This window comes from Streptomyces sp. TOM-9 (assembly GCF_056858595.1).
Window position 1 is genome coordinate 7,846,215 of the sequence record NZ_JBXEQB010000001.1, and the last position, 18,513, is coordinate 7,864,727.

An 18,513-nucleotide genomic window follows, 5' to 3' on the forward strand; every position below is an offset into this window, starting at 1 on the left:
GTGCCTCCCGTTCACTTGCCGTGCTTAGGGTGGGATTGTGCGTCGTCGTACTCTTCGTGCCTTGATTCTCGCCGTCTCCGTGGCGATCCGTCATCTGCGGGACGACCCGGTGCGTGCGGCGTCCCTGGCCCTGAGGGTCGCCCCGGGGCCGGCCCGGGGGCCCGCCCGGTGGGCGCTGGCCCGGCTGCCCGAGCGCGATCCGCACCGCGTGCGCGGCGGCGCCACCGCGTACGGGCCGCGGGGTGTGCCCGCCCCGGCAGGTGTGCCGGGGACGGCGGTGCCGGGGCGGGTGCTGCACCTGGTCACCAACTCCCTGCCGTACCGCAACGCCGGCTACACCGTCAGGACGCACGCCATCGCGCGCGCCCAGCGGCAGGCGGGCCTGGACCCGCAGGTCGTCACACGGCTGGGCTTCCCCGTGGCCCAGGGCGTCTGGGACGGACGGCCGGAGCAGGTCGTGGACGGGGTGCCGTACCACCGCCTGCTGCCGGTGCGGATGCCGGGGACGCCCGCGGCCGCCCTCGCCCGCAACGCCGAGCTCGCCGCCCGGCTCGTCGAACGGCTCCGCCCCGCGGTCCTGCACGCGGCCACCGATCACCCGAACGGCCGAGTGGCGCTCGCACTGCGCGAATCGTTCGGCCTGCCGGTCGTCTACGAGGTGCGCGGCTTCCTGGAGGAGACCTGGCTGACGCAGGGACCCGGGCGTGACCGTGACAGCGCGTCGTACCGGGAGCGGCGCGCCCTGGAGACGCACTGCATGAAGGCCGCCGACCTGGTGCTCACCCTCGGCGAGGCGATGAAGGCGGAGATCGTCTCCCGGGGGATCCCCGAGGAGCGGGTGCGGGTCGTGCCCAACGCCGTGGACGACGTCTTCCTGCAGCCGCTGCCCGACCCCGGTGACCTGCGCACCCGTCTCGGCATCGGCCCGGACGAGATGGTCGTGGGCACGGTCTCCACGCTCACGCCCCACGAGGGCATCGGCACCCTGCTGCGCGCCGGAGCCGTGCTGCGCCGCCGGGGTGTGCCGCTGCGCCTGCTGATCGTGGGGGACGGCCCGCAGCGGCCCGCGCTGGAGCGGCAGGCGGCGGGGCTCGGCCTCGGCGGGAGCGCCCTGTTCACGGGCCGTGTGCCGTACGCCGAGGTGCGGGCCCACCATGCCGTGCTGGACGTCTTCGCGGTGCCGCGGACGGGAGAGCGGGTGTGCCATCTCGTGACCCCTCTCAAACCGGTGGAGGCGATGGCGAGCGGTCTTCCCCTTGCAGCAAGTGATGTCACGGCGATGGGGGAGCTGGTCGAAGACCAGGTGAACGGACGGCTAATTCCGTCAGGAGACGTAAATGCCTGGGCAGATACGCTCGAAATATTGCTCTATAGTCCAAATCAACGGCGGATGATGGGCGACGCCGCCCGCGCACGAGTGGCCCGCGACCGTACCTGGGCCCACATCGCGGGGCGGACGCGCGACGCCTACCGCGGTCTGGGGGCCGTATAGCGCTCTGGATGGTGCGGCATGACGGTGGATCTCGCAGTCGTAGGCCTCGGATACGTCGGGCTGCCCCTCGCCAGGGAGGCGGCGGCGGTGGGACTGAGCGTCGTGGGACACGACCTGGACCCCGCGGTGGTGGACGCCCTCAACTCCGGCCGCTCGCACGTGGACGACGTCCGCGACGACGACCTGCGGCGCATGCTGGCCTCCGGGTTCACCGCGACCACCGGCCAGGAGTGCCTGGGGGAGGCCCAGGCCATCGTCATCTGCGTCCCCACCCCGCTGTCCGAGGACGGCGGACCGGACCTGACCGCGGTCACCGGGGCCGCCGAGGCGGTCGCCGCACGGCTGCGCCCCGGCGTCCTGGTCGTGCTGGAGTCGACGACCTACCCCGGCACGACCGACGAGGTCGTCCGGCCCCTCCTCGAGGCGGGCTCGGGGCTGCGCGCCGGGGCGGACTTCGCCCTCGCCTTCTCGCCCGAGCGGATCGACCCGGGCAACCGGACCCACGGCTTCCGCGACACCCCGAAGATCGTCGGCGGGCACACCCCCGGGTGCGCGGCGCGCGCCGTCGCGTTCTACGGCAAGCTCGTCGACACCGTCGTGCGGGCCAAGGGCACCCGCGAGGCCGAGATGGCCAAGCTGCTGGAGAACACCTACCGCCACGTCAACATCGCGCTCGTCAACGAACTGGCCATACTCTGCCGCGAACTGGGCGTCGACATCTGGAACGTCATCGACTGCGCCGCCACCAAGCCCTTCGGCTTCCAGGCCTTCCGGCCCGGCGCGGGCGTGGGCGGCCACTGCATCCCGATCGACCCCAACTACCTGTCGTACAAGGTCCGCACGCTCGGCTACGAGTTCCGCTTCGTCGAACTCGCCCGGGAGATCAACCACCGGATGCCGGAGTACGTGGTGCGCCGGGCGCAGGACCTGCTCAACACGGCCGGGAAGGCGCTGCACGGCTCACGGGTGCTGCTGCTCGGCGTCACCTACAAGCCCGACATCGCCGACCGGCGCGAGAGCCCCGCCGTCCCCGTGGCGCGGCTGCTGCGCCGGCTCGGCACGGGGATCTCCTTCCACGACCCGTTCGTGGAGGCCTGGGAGGTCGACGGCGAGCCCGTCCCCCGGGCCGGCGACCTGGCGGCCGCCCTGCGCGAGCACGACCTGACGGTCCTCCTGCAGGACCACAGCGCCTACGACCTGCAGGTGGTGGCGGACCGGGCCCGCCTGCTGTTCGACACGCGCGGACGGATCTTCCGGCCCGACGTCGAGGTGCTGTGATGCACGTACTGGTCGTCACCGTCGTGCACCACCCCGAGGACGCGCGCATCCTGCACCGGCAGATAGCCGCCCTCCTGGCCCACGGTCACACCGTCACCTACGCCGCGCCCTTCACCGCGCGGGCGACCCCGCCCCGCCCCGGGGTCGAGGGCGTCGACCTGCCCCGGGCCACCGGACGGGACCGGCGCGCGGCCGTCCGTGCGGCCCGGCGCCTGCTGGCGCGGCGCGGGCCCACCGTCGACGCCGTCCTGCTCCACGACCCCGAACTGCTGCTCGCCCTGCCGCGGGCGCTGCGGCACTGGCACCGCACCGGCGCCCGGCGGCCGGCCGTGGTGTGGGACGTGCACGAGGACACCGCGGCCGCCCTCGCCATGAAGGGCTGGGTGCCGCGGCCACTGCGCCCGCCGCTGCGCCTCGTGGTCCGCGCGGCCGAACTCGCCGCCGAGCGGCATCTGCACCTGCTGCTCGCCGAGGACGCCTACCAGCGGCGCTTCCGCCGCGCGCACCCCGTGGTGCCGAACCTGGTCACCGTCCCCACGGACCCCCCGCCGGCGCCGGGCGACGACCGCGTCGTCTACCTCGGGCAGTTGTCCCGGGCCCGCGGCGCCGAGGAACTGGTCGCCATGGCACGGCTGCTGGCCCCGGACGTCCACGTCGAGCTCATCGGCGCCGCCGACGGCGACGTCCGCGGACTGCTGGCGGCGGCCGACCGCGACGGCGCGCTGCGCTGGCACGGCTTCCTGCCCAACGACGCGGCCCTGGGCCGGCTGCGCGGCGCCCTCGCCGGGGTGTCGCTGCTGCGCGACGAGGCGAACTACCGCCACTCGCGGCCCACCAAGGTCGTCGAGTACATGGCTTACGGCATCCCCGTCGTGAGCACCCCCAACCCCCTCGCCGCCGAACTGGTCCGCGGGCACGACTGCGGCCTCCTCGTCCCCTTCGAGGACCCCGCGGCTGCCGCGGACGCGGTCCGGCGGCTGCGCGACGATCCGGAACTGCGCCGCGCGATGGGCGCCCGCGGCCACGCCGCCGCCCGCGGCGGGCTGCACTGGCCGGACTGCGCCGGGCACTTCGTCACGAGCCTGGAGGGCTGGGCGGTGGCGGCGGCCACCGCCGCCTCGGCGCGCGCCTCGGCGGCGCGTCCGTCGTAGCGGGAGTCTCGGCCGGCGCGGGGGCCCGGTCGCGGACCGGTGCCGCGGGTTCGGCGGCAGGGTCGGGGGCCCACGTCGTCGTCCGAACCTTGCTGCTGTGCCTGGCGCGGGTGCGTGCGCCCGGTCGCGGGAGTGGGCGCGTGGTACCGCCCTTCTGTCGTAGCCCTGCAGGGACCGGCCGACCGCGGCGCGGGTCGGCCTCGGCGACCGCGTCCCGCGGCGGCGCGTCCGTCGTAGCCGCGGGGGATCAGCTGACGTGGGGTCCGTCCCGGCGTACTCCGTCCAGTTCCAGGACGAAGTCGGCGCCGAGGGCCGAGGAGGGGGTCTGGGTGCCGTGCGGGAGCCGCGGCAGCCGGGTCACGATGCGCAGCACCGAATCGACGGTCAGCGCGTAGCCGTTGGGGGCCGACAGCGCCGCCTGGGCCGCACCGCCGTGCGCGTCGCGGGCGCGGGCCCACACCTGGGAACGGGTGCGCGCCCGCGCGCGCTCGCCGGGGCCCGTCAGGAAACGGTCGACCCCCGCGCGGGCCAGCCGCCGTACCGGGCCGACCCGGAGCACGCGTGCCGCCAGCGGGGCGCCCGGCAGCCAGGTGTACGTCGAGACGTTGGGGATGCCGGTCGAGTGGTAGGCCGTGCTGACGTCGCCCCAGGCGATGCCGGCGACCTGGCGCCGGCCGGTGCGGAAGGACGCGGTCACCCGGGGGTGCCCGAGCGGGACGTCGCGGATCACCCCGTCGACGCGGGCGCGGCCGCCGGCGCCCTTGTCGAGCGCCTCGAGCGCGGAGCGCGCCGTGCCGGGGCTCGCACCCCCGCCGGCCACGAAGGCGATGTCCAGGTGGGTGGCGGTGGGCAGCGCGGCGGCGACGGTCGCGGCGAGGCAGTCGGTGGGGACGACGTCGAACCCCGCCCCGGGCAGCAGGACCACACCCGCCGCGCGGGCCCGGGCGCTCATCGCGTGCAGCGCCTCGAGCACGTCGATCTCGCCGGTGATGTCGAGGTAGTGCGTGCCGGTGTCCAGGCACGCCTCGGCCATCGGCAGCGCCGTCGCGGAGAAGGGCCCCGCGCAGTGGGCCACGGCGTCCACGTCCGCGAGCGCTGCGCGCAGCGCCGCCGCGTCGCCGAGGCCGACCACCCGGTGGTCCAGGCCCAGTCCGGCCGCCAGCGGGGCCAGCGCGGCGGCCGACCGGCCCGCGAGCACCGGGCGTTCCCCACGGGCCACGGCCTCCCGTGCGACGAGGCGGCCGGTGTAGCCCGTGGCTCCGTACAGCAACCAGGTCATGCGCGTGTGCTCCCTCGTCGGTTCCGGCCCCCGCGGCGGGGCCCCGGCACCGAACCTACCGGTCGGTCACCGCACTTCGCCCCCGGCGCGTCGCGGGCTTGCGGCGCGCCGAGGGGGAACCGCGGCAGCCGTTGAACCACTCCCGGCCGCCGTCCGTTACCCCGGGTAAAGGGAGTGCGCCCGGTCCGTGCGCGCCCCGTCGCGCACCTGTCCTGTGAGGAGCCACCCCCATGACCCCCAGCACCGCACGCGCGCCCGGAGGGACCGCCGCCGAGGTGGCCGCCGCGACCCGCGTCGACGCACGCACCTGGGACCTGACGGTCGCCTCGGCGGCGCTCGGCCGCCCGGCGGCGGTGCGGATCGTCCTGCCCACGGACTTCGCGCGTGCGCCCGGGCGCACCTGGCCGGTGCTGTACCTGCTGCACGGGCCGCACGAGGACCACACCGCCTGGAGCCGGCAGGCGGGCGTCGAGCGGCTCACCGAGGGCGGCGGCCTCATCCTCGCCATGCCGGACTGCGGCCCCGCGGGCCTGTCCAGCCACTGGCTCGACGGCTCCGACTACGAGACCTTCCAGCTGGGCGAGGTCGACGGGCTGCTGCGCCGCGACTACCGGGCCTCCGGCGTACGGGCCGTGGCGGGCGTCTCGACCGGCGGCCACGGCGCCATGGCCCACGCGGCCCGCCACCCGGGGGCGTTCCGCGCCGCCGCCTCCTTCAGCGGCGTCCTGGACACCACCTTCGCCGGGGTGCCCACCGCCCTCGACGCCCTCCTGCTCCGCGAGAGCCTCTGCCCCGGGTCCCTGTGGGGCGACCCCGTGGACCGGTGGGACACCTGGCGGTCCTTCAACCCCACGGCGCGCGCGGGAGGGCTGCGCGGCACAGCGCTGTACGTGTCCTGCGGAAGCGGTGCCGCCGCCCCGGCCGCGGGCGGCGGCACCGAGCTGCTGCCGGAGGTGCTGGAGAGCACCCTGTGGCCCGCCACGCATGTCTTCGCCACCGCGCTGGAACTCCGTGACATCCCGGTGACGACGCACTACTACGAGGGCGGCCGACACGAATGGGCTTACTGGCGACAGGAGTTCGCGACGGCCTGGCCGCTGCTCGCCCACGCGCTCGGGCTGCCGGGACCTCCCGTCGCGTGACGATGAGACGATGAGCGGGTCAGAGGGTGAGAGGAAGGCCCCTAACGAGGGGGGCGCGCTCACTCGATCCAGTGGCGCTGCCTGCTCCGGACGTACCACCGGCGCACGAGCCGCGTTGCAAGGGGACATGGACAGCAGCACATCCTCGACCCGTGGATGCCTTCTCCAGGGCCACCCGGACCACCACCGGACCTTCGCCGAACTCACCGGCGCCTATTGGATGGACCCGCCCATCTACACCGAACTCCTCGCCGACTGGCGGGCCCACGGGCGCGCCCTCCCCGGCTACGCGGGGCCGGACGTACCGCGCGCGGCCTCCTTCAGCGGCGGCAGTCTGCCGCAACTGCTGCCTGGAACAGGGCCAGTTCCACCACGGTAGGGGTGTGGAGGGTGCCCGTTCCGTCGGGGGGTACCAGCCACCGCAGGGCCCCCGCGGCCCGGTACGGGGGCGGGACGGCGATCCAGGCGCCCCTGCCGGCGTAGCGGATCCCGGTGCCCACCCATCTGCTGACGGGGTCCGGCGGGAGGAAGAAGCCGACCCGGCGGGAGGCCGTGTCGGCGAGGGTGGGCCCGGGTTCCGTGCGGGGGAGGCGCAGCAGGGCGTCGAGGGCCAGCAGGCCGAGGTCCTCGGGCACGCTGAGCACGTCCCAGAAGCGCCCGGCGGGCAGCAGGACGGTCCCGCTCTCGCCGTGTTCCCATTCCCGCTTGCACGCCCGCGGATCCGCCGCGGCGGCGGCCAGCCACTCCATTGCCTGTTTCGGTGCCGCATTTCTCATACGCTCAACCTTGGTAGATATTTCTAACCGGCGGAAGGGGTGGCGGGGGATGGCGTTTTGGAGCGCGAAACGCCTGTTTTCCGTACGCCTGTGCGGCGTTGTCGCGCGGGCCCGCCGTGCCCTGCACGGCGGGCCGCGGGACGGTGCCGCACTCGAACGGCTGGTGAGGACGGCGGAGCGGCTGGACTACGGCGGCGGGCCGCCCGCGGCCCCGGACCGGGAGGCCCGGCGCCGGGGCTGAGGGATTCCCGCGCGCCGGCGGAACACGGGTTCCGCCGGGAATTCCGGGACCGCTGCCGGGGAATGCGCTCGGCAGCACGGCCGAAAAGCGCAAAGGCGTTCGTGTGCGTACGGGGGAATGCCCGGCCGGAATCCGGTCAGCCCGTCGGCGGCGCCCCCTCGTACGCCGCCGTCAGCAGCGCGCGCAGCTCTTCCGCGTCCGCCGGGCGCGGGTTGGCGTACGAGGCCGCGCCCACCAGCTCCACGACGCGGCCGATGCCGTCGGCCGGCAGACCGACCTCGGCCAGCGAGCGCGGCGCGCCGAGCCGCCCGCCCAGCTCGTGCACTGCGCGCGCCGGGTCCTCGGTTCCCAGCGCCCGGCGGAGCGCGGCCGTCGCGGCCGGGGCGGCCGGGGCGTTGAAGGCGAGGACGTACGGCAGCAGCACCGTGTGCGTCGCGGAGTGCGGCAGGTCGAAGGCGCCGCCGAGCACATGGGCCAGCTTGTGGTGCAGGCCCATCGTGGTGGCCCCGAGGCACGCCCCGCACAGCCAGGCCCCGTACAGGGCGTGTCCGCGCGCGTCGAGGCCGCCCGGGTCGGCGACGACACGCGGCAGCGCGTCCGCCAGGGCGCGCACCCCCTCCTCGGCCATCAGCGACACGATCGGGGTGGCGTCGGGGGCGTACAGCGCCTCGACGGCGTGGGCGAGGGCGTTGACGCCGCTGGTACCCGACAGCGCCGGCGGCATCGACAAGGTGAGCTCCGGGTCGTAGACGACGCTGCGCGGCAGGACGCGGCGGTCGCGGCCGGTGCGCTTGACGCCGTCCTCCGTCAGGCCCCAGACCGGGGTCATCTCGGAGCCCGAGTACGTCGTCGGAACGGCCAGCAGCGGCAGCCCGGTGCGCAGTGCGACCGCCTTGCCCAGGCCGACCGCGGAACCGCCGCCGACCGCGACCAGCCCGTCGGCGTCCAGTTCCCGCGCCACCGCGACGGCCTCGTCGGCCACCTTCACCGGCACGTGCATCACCGCGCCCGGGTGGACGCCCACGCAGACCGCCCCGAGCGACGCGGCGACGGAGCGCGCGGTGTCCTCACCGTGCCGGCCCGACAGCACCAGCACGCGGCGCAGGCCGAGCCGGCCGGCCTCCTCCGCCACGGCCGTGGTGGCGGCCCCGGGTCGGAAGACGACCCGCATCGGCAGCGCCTCGTGGACGAACTCCCGGCTCATGACCGCTGCAGCACGATGTCGAAGGTCGCCAGCCGGAAGGGGTTGGGAACCCCGTACCCGGCCGCCCGCTCCGGGTCGTCCACCTCGGCGAACTCCTGGACCAGGCTCTTCTTCACCGCGAAGACCGCGTCCGAGTCCAGGTACGGGCTGTCCTGGACGAACACGTGCGTGGTGACCGGCTGGTGGCCGGCGGCGGCCGCGATGAAGTGGATGTGCGCGGGCCGGTACGCATGGCGCTCCGTGGCGTCCAGCAGGTCGCCCACCGGGCCGTCGGTCGGGATCGGGTAGTGCGCGGGCACGACGGTGCGGAACCGGAAGCGGCCCTCCCCGTCGGCCTCGAACAGCCCGCGCCCGTTGCCCCGGGGCTGTTCGCCCGGCTGCTGGACGTCGTAGAAGCCGTGCTCGTCGGCCTGCCAGACGTCCACCGTGGCGCCCGGCAGCGGTGTGCCGTCCACGGAGACCACGCGCCCGGTGACCACGCAGGGCTCACCCGAGCCGATCATGTCGATCGCGTCGCCGAACTCCCGCGCGGGGGAGTCGACCATGTGGAACGGGCCCAGCACGGTGGAGTCGGTGGCCCCCTCCCCGGCCGACTTCCGCTGGTTGATCGTCTCGACCAGCATCGACACCCCGAGCACGTCGGACAGGAGGATGAACTCCTGCCGTGTGTCGGTGCACGCCTGGCCGGTGCGGGTGAGGAAGCCGATCGCCCCTTCCCACTCCCCCATCGTCGGCTCGACGTCCCGGACGAAGTCGTGGAGGTGCCGGGTCAGGCTGCCCAGGATCTCCCGCAGCCGCGGGTCCGGCGTCCGCGCGAAGCTCTCCACGACGGCCGGCGTCGCGCTCTGTTCGGTGAAGTCCATGCTCTCTCCTCGTCAGTCCCGTCCCAGGATGCGCCGCAGCGCGGAGCCGAGCACGGACCGCGCCTCGGCGTCGTCGGCGGCCCCGTCGGCGCGCCGGAAGGCCACGTACAGGTCCGGCCGGACCAGCAGCGCGCCCGTGTCACCGATGCCGCGCACCCGCGCCCAGTCGCCGTACGGGTCCTCGTACTCCCGGCCGGGGCCGATCACCGCGGTCGCGATGTCCAGCCCCAGTTCGGTGCCGACCGCGCGGGCCGCCGCCACCCAGGCCTCGCCGCCGATGCCGGTCAGCAGCGCGAACCGGCCCCCGCCGCCGAGGTCGAGGGTGGACAGCGTGCGGGTCCCCGCCGTCAGCCACGCGTGCGGCAGCTTGGCGCCGGGGCGGCTGCTCGGCTGGTGGTACAGCTCGGGATCGCGGTCGAAGCCCGGGTCTGCGGTGCCGTCCGGGACGACCGCGGCCGAGGCGTAGCGCTGGTTGAGCTCCACGCCGTGCGCGTTGAACTCGTACCGCTTGAAGTCGATCGCCTCGCGCAGCCGTGCGCGCCGCTTCTCGCCGGCCGGGGTCGCGTCCTTGCGGGACTCCATGTTGGCGATCAGCTGCCCGGGGCTCTGCGGGGCGAGCAGGTCCAGCGCGTCGAAGACCGGGGCGGTCTCGCCGATCGACTTGTTGGCGCGGGTGACGATCTGCTTGCCGACGGGCGCCCGCTCGGCGGTGTAGGTGTCCAGCAGCGAGGGCGCGGCGGTGCCGTCCAGGACCAGCTTCAGCTTCCAGGCCAGGTTGTACGCGTCCTGGATGGAGGTGTTGGAGCCGAGCCCGTTGGACGGCGGGTGCCGGTGGGTGGCGTCGCCCGCGCAGAAGACCCGGCCGTGGGAGTACGTCTCGGCGTACATCTCGTTGACCGTCCACGCCGAGGAGGAGCGGATGGTCACCGGGAGGTCGTCGTCGCCGATGAGCTGCCGGACCACCGACAGGGCGTACTCCTCGGTGAGGTCCGGGGGCGCGCCCTCGACGTCGTAGCCCCACACGATCAGCCACTCGTTCCACGGCCGCACGCAGCGCACCAGGCCCGCGCCGATGCCGCCGACGGTCGCGCCGGGGGTGAGCACCCAGTACAGGGTGCTGGGGCGGTGGGCGACGTACCGGGACAGGTCGGCCTCGAAGACGATGTTGACGCTGCCCGCCACGCCCATCTTGCCGCCCATGGGCAGCCCGGCGTCCTCGGCGACCTTGCTGCGTCCGCCGTCGGCGCCGATCAGGTACTTGGCGCGGATGGCGTACTCGTCGCCGCGCAGCCGGTCCTCCACCACGGCGGTCACGCCGTCGGCGTCCTGCTCGAAGGACTTGTAGACGGTGCCGTAGCGCAGCCGGGTGCCGCGCGCCACGGCCGCCTCGACCAGCACCGGCTCCATCCAGTTCTGCGGCATGTCGCACATGCGGCTCGGGCTGGCCAGGTCGTGCGCGGCCTGGACCAGCGGGTCGTTGCCCCATGAGCGCAGCCGCCCCAGCTCCTCGCCCGCGAGGCTGGTGCAGAAGACGGTGTTCCCCATCAGGTGCTGGGGAGTGGCCTTGGCGACGACCTCCTGCTCGACGCCGAGGTCGCGCAGCACCTCCATGGTGCGCTGGTTGGTGATGTGGGCCCGAGGCGTGTCGGCCAGCCTGTCGTAGCGCGTGACGACGATGTTCGGCACCCCGTACGTGCTCAGCGCGAGCGCGGCGCCCGCGCCGGCCGGCCCACTGCCCACGATCAGCACGTCGGTCTCGACGGTCTCCATCAACGCGGCTCCTTGACGGATAATTGAAATGGCAACGAACCGATCGTGGATCAGAGGGAGACCGCCGGCGTGTCTCAATCCGATACATCCCCCGAAGAGCTGCTGCTCGGCGCCTACCTGCGCGAGCGGCCGAACGGCCGCGCGGTCGTCGCGGCCGACGGCAGGACGCGGATCGTGAGCGCCGAGGCCGCGCGGCGGCTGTCCGACGAGTCGCTGGCGCTGCTGGAGCGGCGGGCCGGCGGCATGGTCCGCGACGGCCGGACCGAGGGGTACGAGCTGCCGCTGCCGGACGGCGGCTGGCGGGCCCGGCTCAGCCCCGTCCTGGACTCCGGCGAGGTCATCGGCGCCGTCGCCGTGCTGTCCGCGGCGGCGGAGGGTTCCGGCGGGCCGCCGGCGGTCCCCGAGCCGAGGCTGCCCGGGCTCGTGGGCGCGTCGCTGTCCTGGCGCGCGGCGGTGGCCCGCGCGGTGCGGCTCGGGGGCGAGCAGGGGCCGCTGCTGGTGACGGGGGAGCCCGGCACCGGCAAGACGGCGCTGGCCCGCGCCGTCCGGGCCGGCGACGTGGAGCTGGACGCGGCGCTGGTGACCGGTGCCGCGGCCCGTGACTGGGTGCGGCGGTTGGCCGTGCGCCCCGTGCCGGGCCGGGTGCTCGTCCGCCACGTCGAGGCGCTGGACGCCGGCGCCGCGGCCGCGCTGGTGGCGCTCCTCGAACAGCGCCCCGTCCTGCGGCTGACCGCCACCCACACCCCCGGGGACCGTACGGACCCGTGCCTGGACCGCCTGCTGGGCCGGCTGGCGGCGCGCTCGCTGTCCGTACCGCCGCTGCGCGAGCGCCCCGAGGACCTCCCGGTGCTGCTCGCCGCCCTCAGCCCGCGACCGGCGCCCGGCCACCCGCCGCTGACCTGGACCGTCGAGGCCCGGCGCACCCTGGAGCGGCACACCTGGCCGGGCAACGTCGCCGAGCTGGCGACGGTCGTCAGGACCCTCGCGGACGAGCGCAGGCTGAGCGGTCCGGTGCGCCCGGAGGAGCTGCCGGACGCCGTGCGCGGCGGGGCCGGCGGCCGCCGTCTGGGCAGCCTGGAGCGGGCCGAGCGGGACGCGATCCTGGAGGCGCTGCGCACCCACGGCGGCAACAAGGCGCGGGCGGCGAAGGCGCTGGGCATCGCGCGGGCCACGGTCTACCGCAAGCTGCGGAGCTACGGCATCCAAGGAATATAGTTCGAGATTCAACATGTTAGGTTGGGCGACAGAGACACACCCCGCAGAAGGAGATCCCCGATGGCCACCCAGCTGGATGTCCGCCGCGCCGGCCAGCGGTTCCACACCCGCGCCGGCTGGCTCGACTCGCACCACTGCTTCTCCTTCAGCCACCACTACGACCCGAAGAACACCCACTTCGGTCTGCTGCTGGTCTCCAACGACGACGTCGTCGCCCCCGGCACCGGCTTCGACACGCACCCGCACCGGGACATGGAGATCGTCACCTGGGTGCTCGACGGCGGCCTGGTCCACCAGGACTCCGAGGGCCACAACGGCGTCATCTACCCGGGCCTCGCCCAGCGGATGAGCGCGGGCACCGGCATCCTGCACAGCGAGAAGAACGACAGCTGGAAGCTGACCGGCGCGCCCGAGCACAAGGACCCCGTGCACTTCGTGCAGATGTGGGTGTTCCCCGACGAGCAGGGCATCAAGCCTGGCTACGAGCAGCTCGACATCAACGACGAACTCGCCCGCGGCGGCTGGGTCACCGTCGCCTCCGGAATGGACCGCGACCGCGACGAGCGGGCCATCTCCATCGCCCAGAAACACGCCGCGCTGCAGGCCGCGCGCATGGCGCCGCAGCAGACCCTGGCCCTGCCCACCGCCCCCCTGGTGCACCTGTACGTCGCCAAGGGCGAGGTCGCCGTCGAAGGCGCCGGTCTGCTCGCCAAGGGCGACGCCGTGCGCGTCACCGGGGCCGAGGGCCAGCGGCTCACCGCCGGCGCCGAGGGTGCCGAGGTGCTGGTCTGGGAGATGGACGCCGCCGTCAGCTTCGGGTGATCACGTGGTAGACCTTGGGGCCATGACCCGCACCCTCGCGAGCGCGCCGATCATGGTCCTCAACGGTCCCAACCTCAACCTGCTCGGCCGGCGGCAGCCCGAGATCTACGGCTCCGAGAGCCTCGCCGACGTCGAGGCCCTGTGCGCCGCGACGGCGGCTCGGCTCGGCGGGACCGCCGACTGCCGGCAGAGCAACCACGAGGGACAGCTGATCGACTGGATCCACGAGGCCCGCGAGCACCACGCGGGCGTCGTGATCAACCCCGGCGCCTACTCCCACACCTCGGTGGCGATCCTGGACGCCCTCAGCGCCTGCGACGGCCTGCCCGTGATCGAGGTCCACATCTCCAACATCCACCGGCGTGAGGCCTTCCGGCACCACAGCTACGTCTCGGCGCGGGCCGACGCCGTGATCGCGGGCTGCGGCGTCCAGGGCTACGCCTTCGCCGTCGAGCGGATCGCCGCGCTCCTGGACGCCGGCGCCCGCTGAACCGCCGCTGAACCAGCGCCGGGCCGCGCTCAGGCCTCGCCCGGCTGCCAGTCCGGCCACTCGCCGGGGTGGTCGGCCCAGTGCACCTGATCGGGGTCCGACACGTCGATGTCCGGGAAGGTCCCGCGCACCCGCAGCTCGAACTCCTCCCGCTCCAACTGCTCCCAGCCCACACCCCGGATGTGCACCCTGCGGTAACGGTGGTCGGCCCCGAGCGGGGCCACGTCGACCTTGTGGGTTGTCTCCATGCCTCCAGGGTGCACCCGGGCCGGTGCCCCCGCAGGTCCGGTGACCACCACCTCCGCGGGGCGCAGCAGGTGCCCGCCGACCCGGTAGCCGGAGCGCACGACGGTGCCGCAGACCAGGCGGTCCGCGCCGTAGGCGCCCGACGAGCCGACCGCCTCGTGACGCGCCGGGTCGAAGGGATCCCCGGGCTCGCCGAACGACCGCAGGCCGAGCTCCGCCAGCCGCGCCTCCAGCACCTCGACCACGGCGCGGAAGCCGCCGGTCACCTCGCCCAGCTCCCGCGCCCGGTCGACGGCGTCCAGCACCGGCAGCAGTCCGTGCAGCACGTTCGCGACGGCGATCTCCCGCACCGCCAGCCGGTCCCGGTGCACGCGCTTGCGGTAGTTGTCGTACTCGGCCTTGAGCCGTTGCAGGTCCGCCGTGCGTTCGACGAGCCGCGCCCGCAGCCCGCCGCCCGGAGGCGGACCGGCCCGGTTCACGCCGTGCCTCCCTCCCGCTTGTCGTCGTCGACGATCTCGGCGTCCACCACGTCCTCGTCGCCCTCCGGCGGCGCCGCGTGCGGGGCCCCGCCCTCGCCCGCCGCGGACCGTTCCGCCTGGGCCTGGGCGTACATCGCCGTGCCGATCTTCTGCGCCGAGGCGGTCAGCCGCTCGGTCGCCCGGCGGATGCCGGCGGAGTCCTCGCCCTTCAGCTGCTCCTTCAGGTCCGCCACCGCCGACTCGACCTCCGACTTTAGGTCGCCCGGGACCTTGTCGGGGTTGTCCCGCAGCAGCTTCTCGGTGGAGTAGACCAGGCTCTCCGCGTTGTTGCGGGTCTCGGCCTCCTCACGGCGCTTGTGGTCCTCCTCCGCGTACTGCTCGGCCTCGCGCATCATGCGGTCGATGTCGCTCTTCGGCAGCCCGGAGCCGCCGGTCACGGTCATCTTCTGTTCCTTGCCGGTGCCGAGGTCCTTCGCCGTCACGTGCATGATGCCGTTGGCGTCGATGTCGAAGGAGACCTCGATCTGCGGGATACCGCGCGGGGCCGGCGGCAGACCGGTCAGCTCGAACACCCCGAGCTTCTTGTTGTACGCCGCGATCTCGCGTTCGCCCTGGTAGACCTGGATCTGCACCGACGGCTGGTTGTCCTCGGCCGTCGTGAAGATCTCCGAGCGCCTCGTGGGGATGGTCGTGTTGCGCTCGATCAGCTTGGTCATGATGCCGCCCTTGGTCTCGATGCCGAGGGACAGCGGGGTGACGTCCAACAGCAGGACGTCCTTGACCTCGCCCTTGAGCACCCCGGCCTGGAGGCTGGCGCCGATCGCCACGACCTCGTCCGGGTTGACGCCCTTGTGCGGCTCCTTGCCGGTCAGCGACTTCACCAGCTCCGTCACCGCCGGCATCCGGGTCGAACCGCCCACCAGGATCACGTGGTCGACGTCGGCGACGTTGATCCGCGCGTCCTTCACCGCCTGGTGGAAGGGACCCTTGCAGCGCTCCAGCAGGTCCGCGGTCAGCTGCTGGAACTGGGCGCGGGTGAGCTTCTCGTCCAGGTGCAGCGGGCCCTCGGCGGAGGCCGTGATGTAGGGCAGGTTGATCGTCGTCTCGGTGGACGAGGACAGCTCGATCTTCGCCCGCTCGGCCGCCTCGCGCAGCCGCTGCAGCGCCATCTTGTCCTTGGCCAGGTCCAGCCCGTACGCGTTCTTGAAGCGCTCCACGAGGTGGTCGACGACCCGCTGGTCCCAGTCGTCGCCGCCCAGCTCCGTGTCGCCGTTGGTGGCCTTGACCTCCACCACGCCCTCGCCGATGTCCAGCAGGGAGACGTCGAAGGTGCCGCCGCCCAGGTCGAAGACGAGGATCGTCTGGTCGTTCTCCTTGTCCAGGCCGTACGCCAGGGCCGCGGCCGTGGGCTCGTTGATGATCCGCAGCACGTTCAGGCCGGCGATCTCCCCGGCCTCCTTGGTCGCGGTGCGCTGGACGTCGTCGAAGTACGCGGGCACCGTGATCACCGCGTCCGTGACGTCCTCGCCCAGGTACGCCTCCGCGTCCCGCTTCAGCTTCTGCAGCACCCGGGCCGAGATCTCCTGGGCCGTGTAGCGCTTGCCGTCGATGGTGCCGGAATCGGGGAACCGCCAGTCGGGGTCGCCCATGTGCCGCTTGGCCGAGCGGGCGGTCCGCTCCACGTTGGTCACGGCCTGGCGCTTGGCGATCTCGCCGACGAGGACCTCGCCGCCCTTGCTGAAGGCCACCACCGAAGGTGTGGTCCGTGCCCCTTCCGTGTTGGTGATGACGGTGGGCTCACCGCCCTCCAGAGCGCAGACCACCGAATTGGTGGTGCCGAGGTCAATACCGACCGGACGTGTCATGTCAGCTCGCCTCCTCCCCTCCAGGGTGCGACGCGCGCGGGCCGACCACCAGACGGCCGCCGCAACCCGCACCGGGGAGCGCAGGGCAATGTCCCGGAATAATCGCGGGGCCCGGACAGCGGGCGCTGCTAGCGTCGGCGGGATGTCCTCACTGCATGCGGGAGTGATCCTCTTCCACGACCAACGCCTCGCCGTACACAGCGACTTGAGCCTGCCGCAGGCCCCCGTCCCGCCTCGCGGCGACCCCGCGGAGACCGCCCGTGCGGCGGCCCGCGACGGCCTCGGCGTCGACGTCAGGACCGACCTCCGGCCCTGCCTGGAGGTCCGCGCGACCGGCGGCACCCATCTGTACTACCGGGCCGCCGTGCCGCTGCCGTCCGGCCCCCCGCCCACCCGGCTGCTCAGCAGGTCCGAGGCCCTGCACCTGCCGCTCGCGCCCTGGACGGCGTGGGAGGCCATCCTGCGGTCCTGGGACGGCCCGCCCTGGTGGCGGGGCCGCCTCGTACTGGAGGACCCGCTCGGCCGGCCGCCCAAACGGACCCGGGCCGGCGCGGTGATCGTCCGCGACGGGCGCATGCTGCTGATCCGCTACCGCCACCGGCGCGGCGACTACTACGAGATCCCCGGCGGCGGGGTCGAGCCGGGGGAGACCCCCGAGACGGCCGTCCTGCGCGAACTCGCGGAGGAGACCGGGCTGAGCGGCACCGTCGGGCAGGAGATCGCCCGGGTGAACCGGGTGCACCGCGGCTCGCACCCCGGGCACTACTTCCTCGTCGAGGCGCACGGCGAGATCGGCCCCCGCTCCTCCCTCGACCTGGAGGAGGCCGCCGCCCCCGTCTGGGTCCCCGTCGACGACCTGCGGCACCTGCCGCTGTGGCCCAAACGGCTGGGCTGGCGCATCGCGCACTGGCACCGCGAGGGCTGGCCGAAGCCCGCCGCGGAGTTCTGCGACTCACTGCTCGACCTGCGGGTGCCCTGCGACTGGTGACCCGGCGGGAACGGCCGGGCGCCCGGGCACCTCGCGGTGGCAGGATCACGGGTATGGCACGCATCACCCTCGTCCGGGGCGACATCACGCAGCAGTCCGTCGACGCCGTCGTCAACGCCGCCAACTCCTCGCTGCTCGGGGGCGGCGGCGTCGACGGCGCCATCCACCGCCGCGGCGGCCCGGAGATCCTCGAGGAGTGCCGTGCGCTGCGCGCCTCGCGGTACGGGCGCGGTCTGCCGACCGGACAGGCCGTCGCCACCACGGCCGGCCGGCTCCCGGCCCGCTGGGTGATCCACACCGTCGGCCCCGTGCACAGCGCCGGCGAGGACCGCTCCGGGCTGCTCGCCTCCTGTCACCGCGAGGCGCTGCGGATCGCCGACGAGGTCGGCGCGAAGACGGTCGCCTTCCCCGCGATCTCCACCGGCGTCTACCGCTGGCCCGTCGAGGACGCCGCGCGCATCGCCGTCGCCACCGTCCAGGACACGGACACCGAGGTCGAGGAGGTCCGCTTCGTCCTCTTCGACGACGCGGCCTACGCCGCGTTCGCGGCGCGACTTCCCGGGGGAGGGCTCGGTGAGCGGTGACCTCGGCGTCCGGGAGCGGGGCACGGAGCGGTGTCCGGCCCGTGGTGCGGGTTAACCGGGGCGGAACTCTTGGTCATCGATTCCTTTGGGAAAGCTCCGGGACCGCAAGCCCTGCCTAGCATGAGGTGATCACGCACCGTACGACCCCGGGGGCGGCCCGGAACGCCGCCGTCCGGCCCTGGGCCGCGGCTCTCGCGTCCGGGCGTACGCGCCGGGATCCTGGGCGCCGACTGGTCACAGGCCCGCATGGGTCCGGCCCGACCGGGGCCGCGGGCACACGAGATCCTGGAGAACACGTGCAGTTCGAGCTGACCGGACGGACCGGCTTCGGCAGCGGCGGCGACCTCGGCACCGCCCGGGCGACCCCCGACGGCACCCGGGAGGACCTGCCGGCGCCCGACCGGGAGCCGGGCCACGCCGAGGAGGCCCTCGCGGCGTCCGCCCCTGACGGCGAGTGGAGCCCGCTGCTCCGGCTGAGCCGCGCCCAGCGGGAGACGGTGGACGCCGCCCTCGACGAACTGGCGGAGCGGCTCGCCCCGGTGGCCACCCTGTGCGAAGCGAGGCGGACGGTGTGAGCCCCGCCGATCACGGCACCGGCCGCGTCGGACGGCGCGGCTTCCCGCGGCGC

18 protein-coding genes are annotated in these 18,513 nt (G+C 74.2%); 11 read left to right on the forward strand and 7 right to left on the reverse strand.

Features of this window, described 5'->3' with window-relative positions:
* Nucleotides 1-61: 61 nt before the first annotated feature.
* Genes AC1VWI_RS36165 through AC1VWI_RS36175 form a run of 3 tightly spaced genes read left to right on the forward strand, consistent with a single transcriptional unit; the run spans nucleotide 62 to nucleotide 3,921 of the window.
* Nucleotides 62-1,492 (forward strand): glycosyltransferase, encoded by a 1,431-nt coding sequence (locus AC1VWI_RS36165; RefSeq protein ID WP_499515229.1) that lies wholly within the window; start codon nucleotides 62-64, stop codon nucleotides 1,490-1,492.
* Between the two features lie 18 nt (nucleotides 1,493-1,510).
* The gene (locus tag AC1VWI_RS36170) at nucleotides 1,511-2,770 is read left to right on the forward strand and encodes a nucleotide sugar dehydrogenase (RefSeq protein WP_499515230.1); all 1,260 of its coding nucleotides are present in this window, start codon (nucleotides 1,511-1,513) and stop codon (nucleotides 2,768-2,770) included.
* Nucleotides 2,770-3,921: a glycosyltransferase gene (locus AC1VWI_RS36175; protein WP_499515231.1), complete on the forward strand. Its 1,152-nt coding sequence runs from the start codon at nucleotides 2,770-2,772 to the stop codon at nucleotides 3,919-3,921. Before AC1VWI_RS36170 ends, AC1VWI_RS36175 begins: the two co-directional genes overlap by 1 nt.
* 247 nt (nucleotides 3,922-4,168) lie before the next feature.
* Here AC1VWI_RS36175 and AC1VWI_RS36180 read toward each other — a convergent pair whose 3' ends face one another.
* Nucleotides 4,169-5,200, reverse strand: coding sequence for a saccharopine dehydrogenase family protein (locus tag AC1VWI_RS36180; protein WP_499515232.1), 1,032 nt, complete (start codon nucleotides 5,198-5,200; stop codon nucleotides 4,169-4,171).
* Between the two features lie 230 nt (nucleotides 5,201-5,430).
* On the opposite strand from AC1VWI_RS36180, the gene AC1VWI_RS36185 reads away from it, so the two are divergent.
* Nucleotides 5,431-6,342, forward strand: a complete 912-nt coding sequence (locus AC1VWI_RS36185; RefSeq protein WP_499515233.1) for an alpha/beta hydrolase — start codon at nucleotides 5,431-5,433, stop codon at nucleotides 6,340-6,342.
* Between the two features lie 320 nt (nucleotides 6,343-6,662).
* Here the strand turns inward: AC1VWI_RS36185 and AC1VWI_RS36190 are convergent, their stop codons facing one another.
* On the reverse strand, nucleotides 6,663-7,118 hold the full coding sequence (locus tag AC1VWI_RS36190; RefSeq protein ID WP_499515234.1) for a hypothetical protein: 456 nt from the start codon (nucleotides 7,116-7,118) through the stop codon (nucleotides 6,663-6,665).
* A gap of 49 nt (nucleotides 7,119-7,167) precedes the next feature.
* Here AC1VWI_RS36190 and AC1VWI_RS36195 point away from each other — a divergent pair, with 49 nt between their 5' ends.
* Entirely contained in the window at nucleotides 7,168-7,359 is a 192-nt protein-coding gene (locus AC1VWI_RS36195) for a hypothetical protein (RefSeq protein WP_499515235.1), read from the forward strand.
* Between the two features lie 136 nt (nucleotides 7,360-7,495).
* Here the strand turns inward: AC1VWI_RS36195 and AC1VWI_RS36200 are convergent, their stop codons facing one another.
* From AC1VWI_RS36200 to AC1VWI_RS36210, 3 genes are read right to left on the reverse strand one after another with little or no spacing between them, the layout of a single operon-like run.
* The gene (locus AC1VWI_RS36200) at nucleotides 7,496-8,563 is read right to left on the reverse strand and encodes a maleylacetate reductase (protein ID WP_499515236.1); all 1,068 of its coding nucleotides are present in this window, start codon (nucleotides 8,561-8,563) and stop codon (nucleotides 7,496-7,498) included.
* Complete coding sequence (locus AC1VWI_RS36205; protein WP_499515237.1) at nucleotides 8,560-9,426, reverse strand: dioxygenase family protein; 867 nt, start codon at nucleotides 9,424-9,426, stop codon at nucleotides 8,560-8,562. The genes AC1VWI_RS36200 and AC1VWI_RS36205 overlap by 4 nt, the downstream gene beginning before the upstream one ends.
* A gap of 12 nt (nucleotides 9,427-9,438) precedes the next feature.
* Entirely contained in the window at nucleotides 9,439-11,196 is a 1,758-nt protein-coding gene (locus AC1VWI_RS36210; RefSeq protein WP_499515238.1) for an FAD-dependent oxidoreductase, read from the reverse strand.
* Nucleotides 11,197-11,265: 69 nt separating this feature from the next.
* On the opposite strand from AC1VWI_RS36210, the gene AC1VWI_RS36215 reads away from it, so the two are divergent.
* The 3 genes from AC1VWI_RS36215 to aroQ are packed head-to-tail and all read left to right on the forward strand — an operon-like array spanning nucleotide 11,266 to nucleotide 13,723.
* Nucleotides 11,266-12,411: a helix-turn-helix domain-containing protein gene (locus AC1VWI_RS36215; protein ID WP_499515239.1), complete on the forward strand. Its 1,146-nt coding sequence runs from the start codon at nucleotides 11,266-11,268 to the stop codon at nucleotides 12,409-12,411.
* A 60-nt stretch (nucleotides 12,412-12,471) separates the two neighbouring features.
* Nucleotides 12,472-13,233, forward strand: coding sequence for a pirin family protein (locus AC1VWI_RS36220; RefSeq protein ID WP_499515240.1), 762 nt, complete (start codon nucleotides 12,472-12,474; stop codon nucleotides 13,231-13,233).
* A gap of 22 nt (nucleotides 13,234-13,255) precedes the next feature.
* Nucleotides 13,256-13,723 (forward strand): type II 3-dehydroquinate dehydratase, encoded by a 468-nt coding sequence (gene aroQ / locus AC1VWI_RS36225; RefSeq protein ID WP_499515241.1) that lies wholly within the window; start codon nucleotides 13,256-13,258, stop codon nucleotides 13,721-13,723.
* Nucleotides 13,724-13,752: 29 nt separating this feature from the next.
* On the opposite strand, the gene grpE is transcribed toward aroQ, so the two are convergent.
* Nucleotides 13,753-14,448 (reverse strand): nucleotide exchange factor GrpE, encoded by a 696-nt coding sequence (gene grpE, locus AC1VWI_RS36230; RefSeq protein WP_499515242.1) that lies wholly within the window; start codon nucleotides 14,446-14,448, stop codon nucleotides 13,753-13,755.
* Nucleotides 14,445-16,313, reverse strand: a complete 1,869-nt coding sequence (gene dnaK, locus AC1VWI_RS36235) for a molecular chaperone DnaK (RefSeq protein ID WP_499515243.1) — start codon at nucleotides 16,311-16,313, stop codon at nucleotides 14,445-14,447. Before dnaK ends, grpE begins: the two co-directional genes overlap by 4 nt.
* 142 nt (nucleotides 16,314-16,455) lie before the next feature.
* Here dnaK and AC1VWI_RS36240 point away from each other — a divergent pair, with 142 nt between their 5' ends.
* From AC1VWI_RS36240 to AC1VWI_RS36250, 3 genes are all read left to right on the forward strand, one after another.
* Entirely contained in the window at nucleotides 16,456-17,301 is an 846-nt protein-coding gene (locus tag AC1VWI_RS36240) for an NUDIX domain-containing protein (protein WP_499515244.1), read from the forward strand.
* 53 nt (nucleotides 17,302-17,354) lie between these two features.
* Nucleotides 17,355-17,885, forward strand: coding sequence for an O-acetyl-ADP-ribose deacetylase (locus tag AC1VWI_RS36245; RefSeq protein WP_499515245.1), 531 nt, complete (start codon nucleotides 17,355-17,357; stop codon nucleotides 17,883-17,885).
* 296 nt (nucleotides 17,886-18,181) lie between these two features.
* Nucleotides 18,182-18,460, forward strand: coding sequence for a hypothetical protein (locus AC1VWI_RS36250; protein WP_499515246.1), 279 nt, complete (start codon nucleotides 18,182-18,184; stop codon nucleotides 18,458-18,460).
* The last annotated feature ends 53 nt before the right edge of the window (nucleotides 18,461-18,513 follow it).